This window comes from Bradyrhizobium sp. NBAIM18 (assembly GCF_020193825.1).
In the GTDB taxonomy this organism is placed as follows: domain Bacteria; phylum Pseudomonadota; class Alphaproteobacteria; order Rhizobiales; family Xanthobacteraceae; genus Bradyrhizobium; species Bradyrhizobium yuanmingense.
In genome coordinates this window covers 212,518-227,867 of record NZ_JADYVO010000003.1, presented here as the reverse complement: position 1 = coordinate 227,867, position 15,350 = coordinate 212,518, and the positions used below count along the sequence as shown (strand labels likewise).

Here is a 15,350-nt window from a genome sequence, read left to right as displayed (position 1 = left end):
AAGAGCAGATCTAGACCGATGAAAGTCACCCAAGACGGTGTGCAGAGAAGGCTAGCGCATGTTCATGCCGTTCGCTCGAACGGTCCAAATGCATCTGGAGCGGTCTCTTCGCGTCACGAAAAGTCGGCCGCGCTCACGCTCACTATTTCGGTCGAACATCGACTACGCTGGTGACGGGGGGAAGGTCCGAAGGCTGGGACTATCACTGGCAGATGCTTGATGAGGGCTATCTGGTGGACGGAACGACGGCCCGATCAAGGGTGATTCCTGGTGCGCTTGCTTATGTCAAGCACCGTCTCCTACGAACCCTGAGCGAAGGCGACACCGTCAAGTCTCGATGTTCTCGGAAGCCACAAGTCGTCAGGCATATGATCCAGGCTGCGACGGCAGGCTCTGGTACTTTCCGCTATACCCGCCAGACCTCAACCTGATCGAACAGGCATTCTCCAAAGACCAAACACTGTTTGCGGCAAGGGCAGAACCGCACCATCGAGGACACTTGACGCTACATCGGTCACCTCATCGAGGGTATTCTGTCTCGCGAATGCGCAAGCGGCCTCGCCAACGCCGGTTATGCCTCCGTCAAAATGCGAGACACTCTAGAGCTTATCTTGCGCGATGTGGCGATAGCTTTCGGCGGGCGCAGTTAGGAATGGATCGTGTTAGCGGCTCCGGGGGATATCGGTTGAGAAGTCCAATCGCGGCACTGGTGATGTTCTTTTCTCGCATAGGTGAGAAATCGAGATAAGGCAGTCGGACTTGATATACACGAGCGCTGGTCTGAGCCGGGCGGTGGAATGTCGAGCAGATCGGCTTCGTTAATCTTTGCCGCCATGGAGTGAGACCATCCAACTCACGCCATTGTAAGTGTCGTTTCTATTCAACTCGAACATGGCATCTTTGCCATCACCACGACATAGTGTTTGATTGCATCGACCGAAGCGAGCCCTGGACGCACGTCGTCGACGCTGGCCGGATCAACTACTAATAATGGCGATTGATCAGCGGAATAGTGCATGGCATTTCTCAGTGAGACGCAAGACCAGGCACCGTCTACAAGACGTAGCATAGAAGGCGAGCTGCATTGTGTCATCCTCGACGGGCCCTGCCGAGGCGGGGCAGCGTAACCCTGGTAGTTACACAATCCACAAAATGTTGATGCTGTGTAATCGTGCGCAATCTCATTTGCGCGAAAAGCTCAGCAACTTCGAGGAGGGCAGAACCTTGTTCTTTCGCGGGCGAAGACAGGCTGGCGCTTTGTGCAACGACAGTCGGATCAATGATCACACTATTTAGTGTTCGGCACAATTTGTCTCGCCTGCCTCGGAGAAGTCCGGTGCCGCCGCGGAAAGTTCGTCACGCTGTCTCTCATCTTGTCGGACTTTGAGCCGCGACAACAAGGCTGCTGGTGATGGAGGAAAAATGTGCCGTTTTGCGTGAACCTTCCAACCCCGCCGAGTGTGGCCGGTTTGCCAAACCACTAAGATAAAGGCGTTCGCGTGTCTTGGTTCACTCCCATCAGTTTCGACGACTGCAGGAGGTCACACTGTGCTGTCGCGCTCGACATCGTTCAGTTCTAGAAAGTATATGCCCGGCGACCAGTACGTGGTTACGGGGTCTGCCGCTATCGGAGGCCGATTCATCGATCTAGGGAATGACGAAATCGTCCAGCCACTCTTATCAGCGCGCGAAAAGACAATGGAGCCGGTCAATTTACGGCCGAGCGGCTACTTCGATCCTACCGGCCTCATGCCGCTCCGGAAAGCTGTCGCCAAAAGGCTCGCCGCCCAAACAGGCATTGAGTGGACAGCGGAAGAGATCGTAATCACTGCAGGTTCAAACAAAGCACTGCTCTATGCTGCCTTGGCCGTCCTGAAGGGGGGCGATGAGGTTATCATTATTCGGCCCTGGCAGCCGGAGGTCACTCCCCTGATTCTTGCCCTTGGCGCAGTACCAGTGTTCGTCGATGCTCAACGACCAAGATATACTCCTGATGTCAGCTCTATTCGAGCTGCTGTCACACCACGAACGAGAGCTATAATTATCATTCCCCTAACAATCCGACTGGCGCAGTCTACAACCGAACAACACTGCACAATATCGGCGAGCTCGCTATCGAACTCCGGATATGGATCATTTCGGATGAGTGCTACTCTAGTTTCGTATTCACTGGTTTCCATCGCCACGAATCGATCGTCACCGTCCACCCTGGCGTACGGTCGCGGACAATCATCGTCAATCCACGTTCAAAGTGCCTAGCAATGGCTCGATTTCGCTTGGGTTATTTGGCGACGTCCGCGCCTATCGCGCGAGCTGTGGGAAAGCTTCAGAGTCGTGCAGGGACAACTCCAAGTCCAGCCGTCCAGGAGGCTGCTCTTTACCACCTTAAAGTAACCGAGGGCCATGTTGAGCGGGAGACATACAACTGGCTGGTCAGCGCTCGCGACATTGGTCTTCACATTCTTTCTGATTTACGTGACGTAGCCCCGCCTCGCGCCGATGGTGCGTTCTTCTTCTACCTCGATCTGAATAGGCTTGCATCAGCTTTGCAGGCCGACGGTCGAATTGGAGCGACGAATGATATTGCGCGGCGGCTTCTGAAAGAAACTAACGTAGGATGCGTTGCCGGTGACACGTTTGGCGACGTCAACGGCCTGCGTCTCTCCTTCGGCAGTCCGCCTGAAGCAGTGGCTATCGGACTGAAGCGTATCGTCCAAGCGCTGAATAGCCTTAGGCTTGAAGAACCATAAGTCCGATCTCATCACACGGAAGACATCGATATGAATAACAGCCTCAGGCCATGAAATGGCGGCGTGGGTAGTGCCGGTGGCCTTAAGACCGAGAGTCGCTTGGATTGTGAAATCGAACCCGAGAGCCGCCGCAGCTTCTGGCGATCACGGCTCCTGATCGAGGCTCCAATGAAGCGATCGGTCAGAGATATGACTGGTTCCTGCCACGCGCCAGAGGGCCACTCGGCCATCCCTGTGATGGTCGCGCGTTGCGGACGCTATCGTCCGCACTGAAGTGCTTGCCGCCTCTGTCGATCGAGCGGGCGCATGTCGGCAATGGTAGGTCGGCCGCATTGCGCAAAATTCAAGCCGGGGTCTTCATCTGGGGCCAGATTCTGCATCATCAATCCAGAGCTGCGTCACGCTCCTCCATCATCATCAGGTCACCGGAGGCCGAGGTCATCCAGGCGCGGCTAGCTCAAATGACGGGCCGGCGAGGGTGCCAACGTGCTCCTCTCGGCTGTCCGCAACAACTTCCGCGGCGTTGACGCCTCTCAGAGAATTCCTGGCCGCGCCGTGGGACCCCTACGGCGACCGCATGTCCAGCCAAGCTCAATACGGCTTCTTAACGGACGACTGGCTAGTGCTCTCCAATGAGCGTGAATTCCCTTACTAACTGGCAGGAGCGCGCTTCTGCTGGAACGTCAACAACAATCCGCGTAGTAAGACTTCATGCGTCCGTAAGTCAACCGTTTGGCGTGAACAACCTTGTTAGCTCCCAGTGACTCGCCTACGGGGCTTTCGTCCACATCGTACCATCGCACCATACGTGATCAACGCGCCCCCACTCGCAAGCCGCTGCGACACTCGGGAAGAATCCACGTCCATGGTGGTTGGCGCTTGTATTGCAAAGCAGCGGAATGCCAGTCAGCTTTTCGTATTCGATTAGAAGCTCGGCGACTTTGTGCTGAGAGGTTCTGCAAATCGTCTGTAGCCGCGCAGAGCCGTCGAGATGTACAATGGCCGGGATTCTGTCTCGCCACTCTGCTCTCGTCTCGTGATCAAAAAGCATGTAAGGGTCCCGCGTTCCAGGATCAAAGATATCGGGCGCACGATCCTCCAAGCAGATCGGCGCCACTGGTCTGAAGTGTTCGCGAAGTTTGATGTCGTTGAGATGATCTTTCATTCTCGATGATGTTGGGGCTGCGAGAATGCTTCGGCTGCCCAATGCGCGAGGTCCGAGCTCGGCGCGGCCGGAAAGAAAAACCACCGGCTTGTTGCTCGCGAGGATGGTAGCAAGTTCATGCAAGCTGCACGGCGTGGACCTCCATTCTGGTGGTACATCACAATGTTCCAAGGCCGGCCCACTATACACCGACCAATCTAAGGGCGCGAAACCTTTATCCGCCACCATCGCACAGCAAGCCGCACCGATTGCGGAGCCGCTGTCATTTGGGAACGGGGGCACCCAGATAGCATCGAACAGGCCTGCCGCCCGTAACGCGCTATTCCATTTGATATTGAGACCGCAGCCACCAGTAATGCACAGATTGCGTGCTGAAAAGTCCGAATGGCGCTGTATTGCATTCGACATCTCCTGGACGAGCAGACGTTCGAGGAAGCAATGAAAGGATGCGAGCACATCCTCGGGGGACGAAGTCTCCAAGCGACGCGCGCTAGCATCAAAGAACTCATGCGTGGTCGCAAGTGCGGACTCCATGCTCGGAACGTCCGTGCGGTAGTTGGCAAGGTTCGTCTCAGCCGCGAAGACCTTATGATAGAGATCTTGAAAGACCGCGACAATGTCTTCATTAACAGACCCGAGCGCGATATAGGCCATCAGTTTCCCGGCAACACCTAAATTGAGTTTGCCCGCACCGCCGGGGTCTAGCTTGCCGGGATCACCCAAGTCCCAGTTGGCGCGCTTCACCTGCTTGTATGGTCCAAAGTGAAGGCCCGCAGCGGCATAGACGTGCCCGATCATAGGGAAAAGACATTCGACGAATCGAGCGCTCCTGCGTTCTACGTGATAGAGACGTGGAAATGTGCCGCCATCCCATAAAAGGCAGAAAGCGGGCTGCCCAGCTTTGGCAAAGGGGCTGGTGCAATATGCGGCGGCCACGTGGCTCGTCACATGTGGAAAACTTATGTATGGATAGTCCGCGCCGTCGAGTCTAAGACCAAAGCCCTCATGTGAAGCAAGGACGCTCACTGCGTCCTTTTCAACATAGGGACCGCCTTTGAGGGCGATGGGTGCTGTCCCGCTGAGGACCCGGAATTGCGACTCGCGCTTGCCTACCCAGCCGTCGACGACGAACTGATCAACTTTCCCTGGATGCAGGCCGTGTTCCGCCAAGGCAAGGACGATTGCATCGAGATTGTCGATCGTTTGATACCGAGGGTTGTTGTTACGCTTTTCCTGCTCGATACAAAAGATAAGCCGTTCGTCCTCGACGAGAGCGACAGCTCCGTCATGCGTCAGCTTGATACCGCAGATGCGCATAGTGCCTCCATGATTTTGAAGTGATCAGAGCCGCTTCGGAAGTATGCGGGTACTTAGTCACCGCCCAAGGCACTGCTCGCGGGGACTTCCATCAACGCTTGAAACCCCAAGTTCACGTCTGTTCCACCGTTAGGGGACGCTGATCTCATCGCAAAGAGCCGATTAGTAGGTGCCGCGCGAGGTGCAGAGCAAAATTGAGGCCAGTCGAGTTGGAGAATTGTTTGCGATTTCACGGCTGCATCGAGTGGTCACAGACAATTTGTAAGAGTTCTGACATCTGGGCGTATGTTTTCGGCGAGAGTTTGCAATACGATTATCGAGAGGGAACGTTCTCGCACGCAAGGCGCGAGACCGCCGCCGGCATCCGATGTGCCCTCTCAAGTAGAAGCTGGAGAACGCAACGGTCGACTATCGAGAGCGACCGTAGGCTGATCATGGGAAGCGCGTCGCAGGCCATGGAAAACTGGCCCTCGGCATCACGAGAAATTGCCCCTGCTTGGATAGCGCGGGAGAGAGCGAAGGAACGAGAACGAACGACGGAAGGCTCGTCTCGGATTGATCCACCGGGGGAGCTGATGAAGACATCGAATGATGTGGTGGAGATGTTACGCCAAGTGGCGTGCGGGTGGGGTCTGAAGCGGATTGCGCCACAGCTGGGCGACGGGCATTAGGGTGAAGGACTACGCGGCGGCGGGCGGCGGTCGCCTGAGCGCCGGAAATGGCTCCATGGACTCGAGGATAGGCTGCGCAAGAGGTTCATTCGGCACGGCGGCGATGCGGATCTGGTGCGCCAGGACCTGTTGGTCGGAAAAGGCGTGGCTGTCAGCCCGCGAACGTGGCAACCCTGCCGTGCAGCCCTATCGTTAGGTGCTGAAGGCCGAAGCGCTGGCGACGACGCGGTTTCGAGACGGGCAGCGGCAGATGGACGTCGGCGAGCGTCTAGTCGAGATCGGTGAGGTGTAGATCAAGGCATTCGTATCTGGCGACGCCTGGGCATTTGCGGCGGCTGCATGTCGGTGCGTTTCGAGCCGCGAAGAGCCGATTCAGTTTAGCCGCAAATTCATCGCGCTCGCGAAGCATCTGGGCTTCTGTCCTCGCGCCTGTGCGCCGTGTCGGGCGTACACGAAGGCAAGACGGAGAATGGCATCGGCGACGTGAAGAAGAACGCGCTCGCGGGCGTTCCTTCGCGGGCTGGGAGGCATTCGAGGCGCATCTCGCCAAGCGGGAACGTAAGGTGGCGAACGTGCGTACCTACGACACGACTTGGCGAGGCGCCGATCGCTCGTGTTGGGCGTGGCCAGGCAGACCGGTTGAAGCCGCTCTGCGGGCAGCCGTCGCTGGATCGTTGCGCGAACTGACCGCCTGGCGCCGAGCTCTTCGTCGCCGCGGGATGTGGCGCTGGGAGAGCGGTTCAGCCAGGCATGGAAGCCCGAGCGCGAAACCCTCAGCGCATCGCGTAGCCGTTCCACCGGCCAGACCGCCCGGTGCTTTGCGATGAAAACGAACTCATGTCGCTTCCTCCGCGAGAAGGCTGCGGGCCTTTTTTAGGATATCCCGCTTGGCCTTCAATTTGGCGACCTCACGGCGCAACCGATCGATCTCCTGCTGCCGGCTTCATCTGCCCGTGGCCGGGAAAGGCCTGCACTGGATCGGAGCCCAACGCCTTCACCCGCTCGCGCAGAACGCTCTCATGAACATCCAGGTCGCGCTCAGCCTGCGCCACCGAAACACCCACGCTCCCTGACCAGCTTCACCGCCTCGATCTTGAACTCACGATTGAAACTTCCGTCTTTTCACCGCCCATCTCCGGCTTCAGACACACCTAATCTCGGTGTCTATCCAACCGGCAGCAGCCCGGCATGATGGGCCTGTCGGAAGGAGACACCTGGATAGGCAGCGGCGGTCGCACCTCCCAAAGCCAGCAGGGCACCCCAGCCTGCGCCAACCAACGTGAGCAGCCGGTCGAGCGCCACATCATCGCGCAGCCCCAGGCATGCATCGGTACTCCCCAGTTTGCTGATGAGCAGCTTATAGAATTCCGATCCCGCTCCGTGCCGTGGCAACAAGAGCGTCTCAATCCTCAACTCCCCCCAATGAACCACATTGTGCGCCCTAAATGGATGGTTCTCGGGACAGCGGGGACAACGTGTTCGCTCCAGACCGATTGGATTGGGCTCTGCTACGAAAGCAATATCAATTGCAGGACTGATGAGATCGGAGATCAGTTGGACTCTCGCTCGGTCGACTAGATGAGAATCGAAATCGGGGAAGCGCCGCCGGTGCTCGAGGAGCGTGGCCCGCAGATTGCCGGCCAAGAGGGAAGTGTGAACGCCGGTGATCAATCGGCCGTTCTCGCTGCGCGAATGGATATTGAGGCGAGCCGTCAGTGCTCCGGATCGTCGACGATACACCGGGCAGCATTGAGGAATTCCTGACCTTGGATAATTGGTCCCGTGCCGCCGTTGGTGCGCTGCAAGAGGGTGCTACCCACCTTATGTTCGAAGTTGCGCAATCAGCGACTCAGCGTCCACTGTTGGATTCGGAGTGCCCTCGGCTTGGCGGAGGCTTCGATGCTGAGAAACGGTGATTGCCCAGCGTAGATCGCGAAATTCCACCGCCACTCTCGAAGAGCAACCCGAACTCGCGTGGTTCAGTCAAATGCTACCATTCCAAATCGGAGTTGGGTCAATCGCAAATTCAACTTGGCACTGGCATGTCCTTCCGAATTGATGGGAAGCATGTTTCAATCGATGAAAGGGGTAGAACCGGGAATATTCATTTTGGTGACGCCATCCTTCGCGAGCCTGCCTCAGGCCAGTCGCTTGCCAAACTGCTGTCCAGCGAGAGCGCGCGGCTGAAGGCCGAGGGCGGCGAGTCACTGACAGTTTATGAGCCAAAAGCAAAGGAAGATCTTGAATTATCGGGGCTCTTCCGTTCTTCCAACTATCTGAAGCTGGCGGGTGTCTGCCTTTGTCCCAATCGGCGGCTGCTTTTTAGTGAGGCCAATCTTTTGATCTTACTCAATCTTACCCAAACCTTTCAGTGAAAGGGACGTTCGGACGAAACAATGATGGCTAGCCTTCCCCTGCCGCGGCCTGGAAAAGGGGCACGTGGATTTCCGGGCCAAAGAGCCCAGAGGAGGGATTGATGCCAAGGAAGCTCGCCGCTCTTCGCGACCATTCGGCGAATTTTGCCAGAAACGCTCTCATCTGCTCGACGCTTTTGGTCGGAGCGGTCGGAACACTCAGCCCAACCAAAGCCGACGACCTCAATTGGCGGCAGTTCGAAGGTACATCGATTGTTTGGGCATACGACATCCATCCATATGCGGATGCTCTCGCGGCCCAGTTGCCCGAATTCGAAAAGCTGACGGGCATCAAGGTGACACCGGAGCTTTATCCGGATGATGCGTACTGGAATAAGCTCACCATTCAACTGAGCACCAAGTCGCCGAGCTGGGATGTTGTGGGGACGGGGATTCAGCCCGCCTGGGATCTCGCACCAGGGCAGTTGCTTGAGCCGCTCGATCGCTATCTGAACGATCCAAAACTAACCGCGTCCAGCTACGACTACAAGGATTTCTTCCCTGCACTGCGGAATGCACTCACCTGGAAAGTGAAGGAAGGGCAGATCGAGCCGGGAGGCGGTCAGGTATGGGGCATCCCGCATGGATTCGAGAACATCCAGCTATTTTACCGCAAGGACATCTTGGACAAATACGGGATCAAGGTTCCGACAACGCCGCCTGAGATGTCGGCCGCTTGCGAGAAGCTCAAGGCGTCCAATCCTGCCATCACGCCATTGGGCGTACGCGGCGTGCGCTTTTGGAGCAGCATCCACACAGCCGCAATCTCGATCGCCAAGTCCTACGGAGTCCACGATTTTATCCTCAAGGACGGAAAGCTGGAAACGGGTCTCGACTCGCCCGAGTCGATCGCCTTCCACAAAGACTATGTGGACATGATCAAGAAGTGTGCGGCTCCATCCTTCGCCAACGACAACTGGTACCAGGTGGTCGATGGCATCAGCTCCGGACGTACGGCGATGGCAATTGATTCCAATATGTTCGGGTTCTGGAACAACGTGGCTGGCAAGCCCGCTTCGGGCAAGATCGCATTCGCACCTCCATTGCACGCTCCCAACAGCAAGAACTTCGAATCGAACATCTGGATCTGGTCTTTGGCGATGAATGCTGCCTCCCAGAAGAAGGGTGCCGCCTGGCTGTTCATCCAGTGGGCAACGTCGAAGCAGGTAGAGTTGAACGGCGCGGTCGCCGGCAAGCTCGTCAACTCTCCGCGCGCCTCCACATGGAGCGACAAGGCTTGGCTGGAATATGCGGCAAAGCCCGAATTCAATAACTTTGTCGATACGTTCAAGAGCGTGCAGGACAGAGCAGCGCTCGCTTTCACGCCGCGGGTCGGATTCGCCGAAGCAATGAACGCCTGGGCCGTCGCCATGCAGAAGATGGTCAATGGCGCCGATGTGAAAACGACGCTGACCGATCTCGCCTCGGGAATCCGCTCGTCAATGTGAAGCCGAAAAGGGGCGGCAAGGTCAGTTGCCGCCGCCTCGCATCCTAGAGTTAGAGTGATGGATCCTCGAGGGATTAACGGGACCGTGACGCTACAGCCTACGGCCGGTCAACTTGCCTCGTCGAAGGACGAGCCGGTGAAAAGTGCCGGCGAGCGGCGTCTCGACTGGTGGAGCATTGCCGCGGTCGTACCCGCTATCGTCGTCCTGCTCGGCTTTCTTTTCCTGTTCTTCTACGGAATCTTTCAGTCTCTTACAGATCTCCGGTTTGGACGACCGCTGGTCCACTTAGTTGGGTTCAACAACTATGCAGCCCTGATCAAGACTGAAGATTTCTGGAGCAGCGTTCGCGCGACCCTCGGCTACGCGGGATTGGCTGTACTAGTAGAAGCCATATTTGGACTTGCGCTTGCAAAGCTATTCGCCACGGAGGTGTTCCTTGCACGTTTGATGCGGCCTGTCATTCTGCTGCCACTCGTCCTTCCGCCGATGAGCGTCGCCCTCATGTGGACGACGATGATGGACCCGCAAAACGGGATTCTGAATTATTTGCTCTCGCTTGTTGGGATCAGCCGCTTTGCATGGATTTCGGATCCAACGACGGCGATGTTCTCCCTGGTTCTCATCGACGTGTGGACCTACACGCCTTTCTTCGCACTGATCATCTTTGCCGGTCTACAGGGCATCAACGACGAGGTGAGGGAGGCCGCTCGGGTCAACGGCGCGAAAGGTTGGGCAACCTTCCGGTATATCGAGTTACCGCTCGTCGCTCCATATATTCTGATTGCCGCGGTATTTCGGCTGATCGAATCCCTCAACCAGTTCGACATCATTTTTGGGACCACGCAAGGAGGGCCGGGCGATAGCACCGCCGTGCTTTCGGTACGCGCCTACATTGTCGCCTTCCAGAATCTTGCCTTTGGGCGCGGTGCCGCGCTCATGGTAATCAATTGGTTGATCGTGCTCGTCGGAGCGTTTGCCATGGTCAAGCTGTGGCGCTTCGTTAGGCAGCGTGTAAGCTGAACGAGGTCGCCAATGCGTTTGAGACGATCAACCTCTACCAGTCTGATGCTGAATGTCCTGGTCGCTGCTTGCGCGCTGATCCTGACGTTTCCCCTCGTCTGGATCGTGATGATGTCGCTCAAACAGCAGTCCGAGGTCATGACGTGGCCGCCGACGTTCATATTCACGCCAACGCTGGAGAACTTTCGCGTCCTCTTTGACGTCGCCCAGGCCGGCGCGACCAGTTACGGTACCATCAAGGTTGATTTCCTGACACCGATCGCGAACAGCGTAGTGATTGCGTTTGGCGCCGTTACGATCTCTGTGGTCGTCGGAGTGCCCGCCGGATACGTGCTGGCGAGGCGCGACGTACCTTTCAAGGAAGATATCGCTTTCTTTATCCTGGGCTTCCGCTTTGCTCCGGCGTTGCTGGTCGTCATCCCGCTCTTTAGCGTTTTCCAGAGAATTGGGCTGTACGATACCTATTTCGGGATGATCTGGGTTTACCAGGTCGTCACCCTGCCGATGATCGTCTGGCTGAGCCGCTCCTATATCGAAGACATCCCGAAGGACATCGAGGAAGCGGCCGCCATGGATGGTGCAAAGCCGTTCCGCATCGTGCTGCACATCGTGCTGCCGCTCTTAAAGCCGGGTCTGATAGGCGCCTCATTGCTCATTTTTCTGCTCGCATGGCACAACTTCGCGCTCGGTCTGATCTTGAGCTCGACCAGGGCGCCGGTGACGGTAGCTCTTCTCAAGCTGCTCAATCCGGGCGTCCAATTCTACCCCGTCATGGCCGCCGGACTTGTGGTGACCATGGTCATTCCCGTCGTTCTGATCGTCCTCGGCCAGCGTCATCTTGAACGTGGTCTTACCTTCGGTGCCGTGAAATGAGCCCCAGGCCATTGATGTTCTTCGGAACGACCAATCTTGATCTCTGCTTCAATGTCGAGCGGCTTCCGACACCGGGCGAAAGCCTCATGGGAGCCTTGAATCGCAACCCCGGAGGCAAGGGCGCCAACCAGGCTGTTGCTGCTGCTCGGCTTGGACTGCGCCCACACTTTTACACGCGGCTCGGAGACGATGATGCCGGTCGATCGCTGTCGCTGTCCCTGCGGGATGCGGGCGTTCGCGCTGACGCTATCGAAGTGTGCCCAGGAGAAATATCGGGATCAGCTCTCGTTCTGGTCGGTGACGATGGCTCCAACATGATCGTCATAGATCCCGGCGCTAATCTGAACGTCACCCCTGCCATGATCGATAGAGCCGCGGAATTCATTGAGCACGACGCGATCGTTGTTGCCGAGATGGGCATGCCGATTCCCGCTCTTAATCGCCTCTTTGAGATGAAACGGGCAAAGGGATTTGAACTCATTTTCAATCCAGCGCCAGTTAGAGCCGGGCTTTCATCGGCGGCATGGAGAAACGTCAATTTCGTCACTCCGAACCAAACCGAAGCTTTTGAGTTAACCGGGGTCGAGGTGCACGACTTTGAGGGTGCCGCTCACGCCGCCGGAAAACTACTCGACCTCGGTCCAAACGCAGCGCTGATTACTCTCGGAGCGCAGGGGGCCTTTTACGCCGATGCGGAGCGGGCTTTTGCCCTGCGGGCATTTCCCGTGAAGGTCGTTGACACGACCGCTGCGGGCGATGCGTTCAATGGGGGCTTCGCAGCGTCACTCGCCCAGCGGCTGCCGTTGCGAGAAGCCGTCAAAAGGGCGCTGGCAGTGGCCGCATTGTGCGTGACACGACGCGGCGCCCAAAGCTCCATGCCGACCGGCGAGGCCGTCGACGAGTTCCTGAAATCCCAAACGATCTTGGAGTTGTAATGACCGAACAGTTCTCAGTTGCAGACAGGACCGTGCTCGTCACCGGGGCCGGCGGCGGCATAGGCTCCTCCATTGCCAATGCCTTCCGCCAAGGCGGAGCAAACGTCCTGGCGACAGACGCGAACCTGGAGAACCTCCGGGACATTCTGACGAGGTTACCTCACGGGAACGGCATATTGCCAATGGCGATGGATGTGGCGCGCGAGGAAGACGTTGCAAGGGTTCTCGACGAGATCGCCAGGCTGTTCGGCAGGCTTGACGTGTTGATCAACAACGCCGGCATAAAATCGGCCCAGCCGCTTCTCAGCGGCAATGCTGACAAGATAGAGCGCACCATACAGATCAACTCGGTCGCCGTGCTGCGCTGCTCGAAGCTGGTCATCGAGCGTTTTATGAACAGCAAAGGCGGTCGCATAGTCAATGTCGGCTCCTCACTGTCCTCGCAAGGCGCCGTTTTCAACTATCAGGCCGGCGGAGCCGACTATTGCTTGTCGAAGGCGATCGTTCACGACGTAACCAAGCTCCTCGCCTACGAATGCGCTCCTCTCAACATCAACGTCAACGCAATCGCGCCCGGCATCATCGATACACCCATGCACGGCCGTCCGCGGGAGGAGACCGAGGCACGGCATAGTGGCCGAATTCCTTTGGGGCGGGTCGGATTGCCCGAGGATATCGCTGGGCTTGCGGTCTTCCTCGCAAGTCCCGCAGCCTCCTACATGACCGGGCAGATTGTTCATGTGAACGGCGGGATGCTGATGAATGGCTAGCGCAGGCTCTCACCTCAGCTGGCCACCAATCCAAGGCATCATCTCGGATCTGGACGGGGTGGTCTATCGCGGGCACGCAGCGATCGCAGATGCGATAGGAGCATTCGCTCGGTGGCAGACAGCCGGCCTGCGATTTTGTTTCGTGACGAACAATTCGACGCACACGCCAGAGGACGTCGTCCGCAAGCTGGAAGGACACGGTCTTGCAATTGCGCCCGAGCAGGTGGTTACAAGCGCTGTCACGGCCGCGGAGCTCATCCGTGCGAAATACCCAGAATTGAGACGCGTCTATGTTATCGGTGCTCCCTCCCTCGTGAAGGCCTTGGTTGGCGCAGGACTCGAGGTCACCGAGCGAACACCCGAAGCCGTAGTGATGGGGCTCGATCGCGAGATCACGCACGAGAAGATGCGGATCGCGGTTGACGCGATCCTGAATGGAGCCGCTTTTATCGGCACCAATCCGGATCTTCTGCTGCCGACGGCGAGCGGATTCGAACCAGGAGCTGGTGCAGCGATCGCAGCTATTGCTGCTGCCACGCAAGTGAGACCGTTGATCGCCGGTAAGCCCGAACCGCATATGATCGAAACGGCACTTTCTCGGCTTGGTACCGCTCGCGATTCGACTATTCTAATCGGCGATCAAATTCAGACCGATATTCAGGCCGGAAAGAGGGCAGGTCTACCGAGCGTGCTTGTCACGACCGGTGTGCCGGCCCGAGAGGACCCGTCTTTGAAGCCGCCCGATTTCATCGTGTCGAGCTTGGGCGAGATCGATGTGACCGCGACTCTCTCGGGGCCGTCACGACAGAGGAGGGTATGATGGCCGATGTGCGCCTGCAAGGCGTTAGGAAGGTGTATGGAACGATAGAAGTCCTGCGCAACATTGACCTGACAATAGATCACGGCGAGTTCGTTGCCTTCGTCGGTCCATCTGGGTCGGGCAAGTCCACTTTGTTGCGCATGATAGGGGGGCTGGAGCCCATCAGCGGCGGGCGGCTCCTGATCGATAATGAGCTCGTCAACGATATCGACGCGGCGGACCGCAACATCGGCATGGTATTTCAAAGCTACGCTCTCTATCCGCATATGACCGTGAGAGAGAACCTTGCCTTCCCGCTGCGTATGGCCAAGGCTGCGAGAGGCGAGATCGCCACCAGGATAGGGGAGACTGCTTCGCTCTTGCAGGTGGATCATCTGCTGGACCGCAAGCCCCGACAACTCTCAGGGGGACAACGGCAGCGCGTCGCAATCGGGCGCGCAATCATGCGCGAACCAAAGGTGTTCCTGTTCGATGAGCCCCTCTCCAACCTGGACACGGAATTGCGGGTGCAGATGAGGGTTCAGATTGCCAAGCTTCATAAGCAGCTCGGCAACACGATGATCTATGTAACACACGACCAGGTCGAGGCGATGACCATGGCGGACAAGATCGTCGTGCTCAAGGACGGAAATATCGAGCAAGTCGGCAGCCCGCACGACCTCTACCACAGTCCGGCATCGCGCTTCGTGGCAGGGTTCATTGGTTCGCCCAAAATGAACTTCCTGGGTGGCGAGGTCGAGGCGGCGCACCAGGGAGGTATGGACGTGCGCCTTCAGGCCGGCACCAGCGTCTGCGTCCCGGTCCAACCAGACAAAGAATTGGTCGGCAAGGCGATCACGCTCGGAATTCGGCCCGACGATTTCTCCGCGTCCTCGCAGACGCAGCAGGATATCGCCATCGAACTCGATGTCGATTTCGTCGAGCATCTCGGCAGCGTTACCTACATCTACGGCAACGCCGGAAACGAAGCTGTCGTCGCCAAGGCGCCAAAAGAGCCGCTCAAGAGGGCGGGGAAGCTTCGTCTTGCTGCTGCTCCCGCGGATTGCCACCTGTTCATGAGCAACGGCAGGGCGCTTCGGCGGTTGCATGCGCCGGCGAATTGGAGCTAGTCTTTCGCTCAAGCCGGGCGATGATGTCGGCTCGAGTTTTGGATAGCGGACGGATGAG

The 15,350-nt window shown here is 57.6% G+C and carries 10 protein-coding genes and 2 pseudogenes; 9 read left to right on the top strand and 3 right to left on the bottom strand.

What is annotated here, in order from left to right; genetic code table 11:
• Positions 1–2,060: 2,060 nt before the first annotated feature.
• Positions 2,061–2,750, top strand: a pseudogene (locus tag I6F17_RS08540) (aminotransferase class I/II-fold pyridoxal phosphate-dependent enzyme); the annotation flags it as partial.
• A 769-nt stretch (positions 2,751–3,519) separates the two neighbouring features.
• On the opposite strand, the gene nodU reads toward I6F17_RS08540, so the two are convergent.
• The 3 genes and pseudogenes from nodU to I6F17_RS08525 form a co-directional block, all read right to left on the bottom strand.
• Entirely contained in the window at positions 3,520–5,232 is a 1,713-nt protein-coding gene (gene nodU, locus I6F17_RS08535; RefSeq protein ID WP_225125224.1) for a nodulation protein NodU, read from the bottom strand.
• Positions 5,233–6,602: 1,370 nt separating this feature from the next.
• Positions 6,603–6,995: pseudogene (locus tag I6F17_RS08530) on the bottom strand (transposase); the annotation flags it as partial.
• Positions 6,996–7,067: 72 nt separating this feature from the next.
• A complete protein-coding gene (locus I6F17_RS08525; protein WP_225125226.1) occupies positions 7,068–7,574 on the bottom strand; it encodes a hypothetical protein in 507 nt (168 codons plus the stop codon).
• 371 nt (positions 7,575–7,945) lie between these two features.
• On the opposite strand from I6F17_RS08525, the gene I6F17_RS08520 reads away from it, so the two are divergent.
• The 8 genes from I6F17_RS08520 to ugpC all read left to right on the top strand — a co-directional run bounded on the left by I6F17_RS08520 (position 7,946) and on the right by ugpC (position 15,292).
• Positions 7,946–8,278, top strand: coding sequence for a hypothetical protein (locus I6F17_RS08520; protein WP_225125228.1), 333 nt, complete (start codon positions 7,946–7,948; stop codon positions 8,276–8,278).
• Positions 8,279–8,379: 101 nt separating this feature from the next.
• Entirely contained in the window at positions 8,380–9,765 is a 1,386-nt protein-coding gene (locus I6F17_RS08515) for a sugar ABC transporter substrate-binding protein (protein WP_225125230.1), read from the top strand.
• A gap of 84 nt (positions 9,766–9,849) precedes the next feature.
• The gene (locus I6F17_RS08510) at positions 9,850–10,785 is read left to right on the top strand and encodes a sugar ABC transporter permease (protein WP_225125231.1); all 936 of its coding nucleotides are present in this window, start codon (positions 9,850–9,852) and stop codon (positions 10,783–10,785) included.
• Positions 10,786–10,830: 45 nt separating this feature from the next.
• Positions 10,831–11,658: a carbohydrate ABC transporter permease gene (locus I6F17_RS08505; RefSeq protein ID WP_225125232.1), complete on the top strand. Its 828-nt coding sequence runs from the start codon at positions 10,831–10,833 to the stop codon at positions 11,656–11,658.
• Between the two features lie 14 nt (positions 11,659–11,672).
• Positions 11,673–12,593, top strand: coding sequence for a ribokinase (locus tag I6F17_RS08500; protein ID WP_225125233.1), 921 nt, complete (start codon positions 11,673–11,675; stop codon positions 12,591–12,593).
• Positions 12,593–13,363, top strand: a complete 771-nt coding sequence (locus I6F17_RS08495) for an SDR family oxidoreductase (protein ID WP_036008286.1) — start codon at positions 12,593–12,595, stop codon at positions 13,361–13,363. The genes I6F17_RS08500 and I6F17_RS08495 overlap by 1 nt, the downstream gene beginning before the upstream one ends.
• Entirely contained in the window at positions 13,356–14,183 is an 828-nt protein-coding gene (locus I6F17_RS08490) for an HAD-IIA family hydrolase (protein WP_036008283.1), read from the top strand. Before I6F17_RS08495 ends, I6F17_RS08490 begins: the two co-directional genes overlap by 8 nt.
• Entirely contained in the window at positions 14,183–15,292 is a 1,110-nt protein-coding gene (ugpC, locus tag I6F17_RS08485; protein ID WP_225125234.1) for a sn-glycerol-3-phosphate ABC transporter ATP-binding protein UgpC, read from the top strand. Before I6F17_RS08490 ends, ugpC begins: the two co-directional genes overlap by 1 nt.
• The last annotated feature ends 58 nt before the right edge of the window (positions 15,293–15,350 follow it).

What these genes read in the sequence shown, in the direction of transcription:
- I6F17_RS08490 (WP_036008283.1), top strand. Translation starts at nt 13,356, where the DNA reads ATGGCTAGCGCAGGCTCTCACCTCAGCTGGCCACCAATCCAAGGCATC.
- nodU (WP_225125224.1), bottom strand. Translation starts at nt 5,232, where the DNA reads ATGCGCATCTGCGGTATCAAGCTGACGCATGACGGAGCTGTCGCTCTC.
- I6F17_RS08520 (WP_225125228.1), top strand. Translation starts at nt 7,946, where the DNA reads ATGTCCTTCCGAATTGATGGGAAGCATGTTTCAATCGATGAAAGGGGT.
- ugpC (WP_225125234.1), top strand. Translation starts at nt 14,183, where the DNA reads ATGGCCGATGTGCGCCTGCAAGGCGTTAGGAAGGTGTATGGAACGATA.
- I6F17_RS08495 (WP_036008286.1), top strand. Translation starts at nt 12,593, where the DNA reads ATGACCGAACAGTTCTCAGTTGCAGACAGGACCGTGCTCGTCACCGGG.
- I6F17_RS08500 (WP_225125233.1), top strand. Translation starts at nt 11,673, where the DNA reads ATGTTCTTCGGAACGACCAATCTTGATCTCTGCTTCAATGTCGAGCGG.
- I6F17_RS08515 (WP_225125230.1), top strand. Translation starts at nt 8,380, where the DNA reads ATGCCAAGGAAGCTCGCCGCTCTTCGCGACCATTCGGCGAATTTTGCC.
- I6F17_RS08505 (WP_225125232.1), top strand. Translation starts at nt 10,831, where the DNA reads ATGCTGAATGTCCTGGTCGCTGCTTGCGCGCTGATCCTGACGTTTCCC.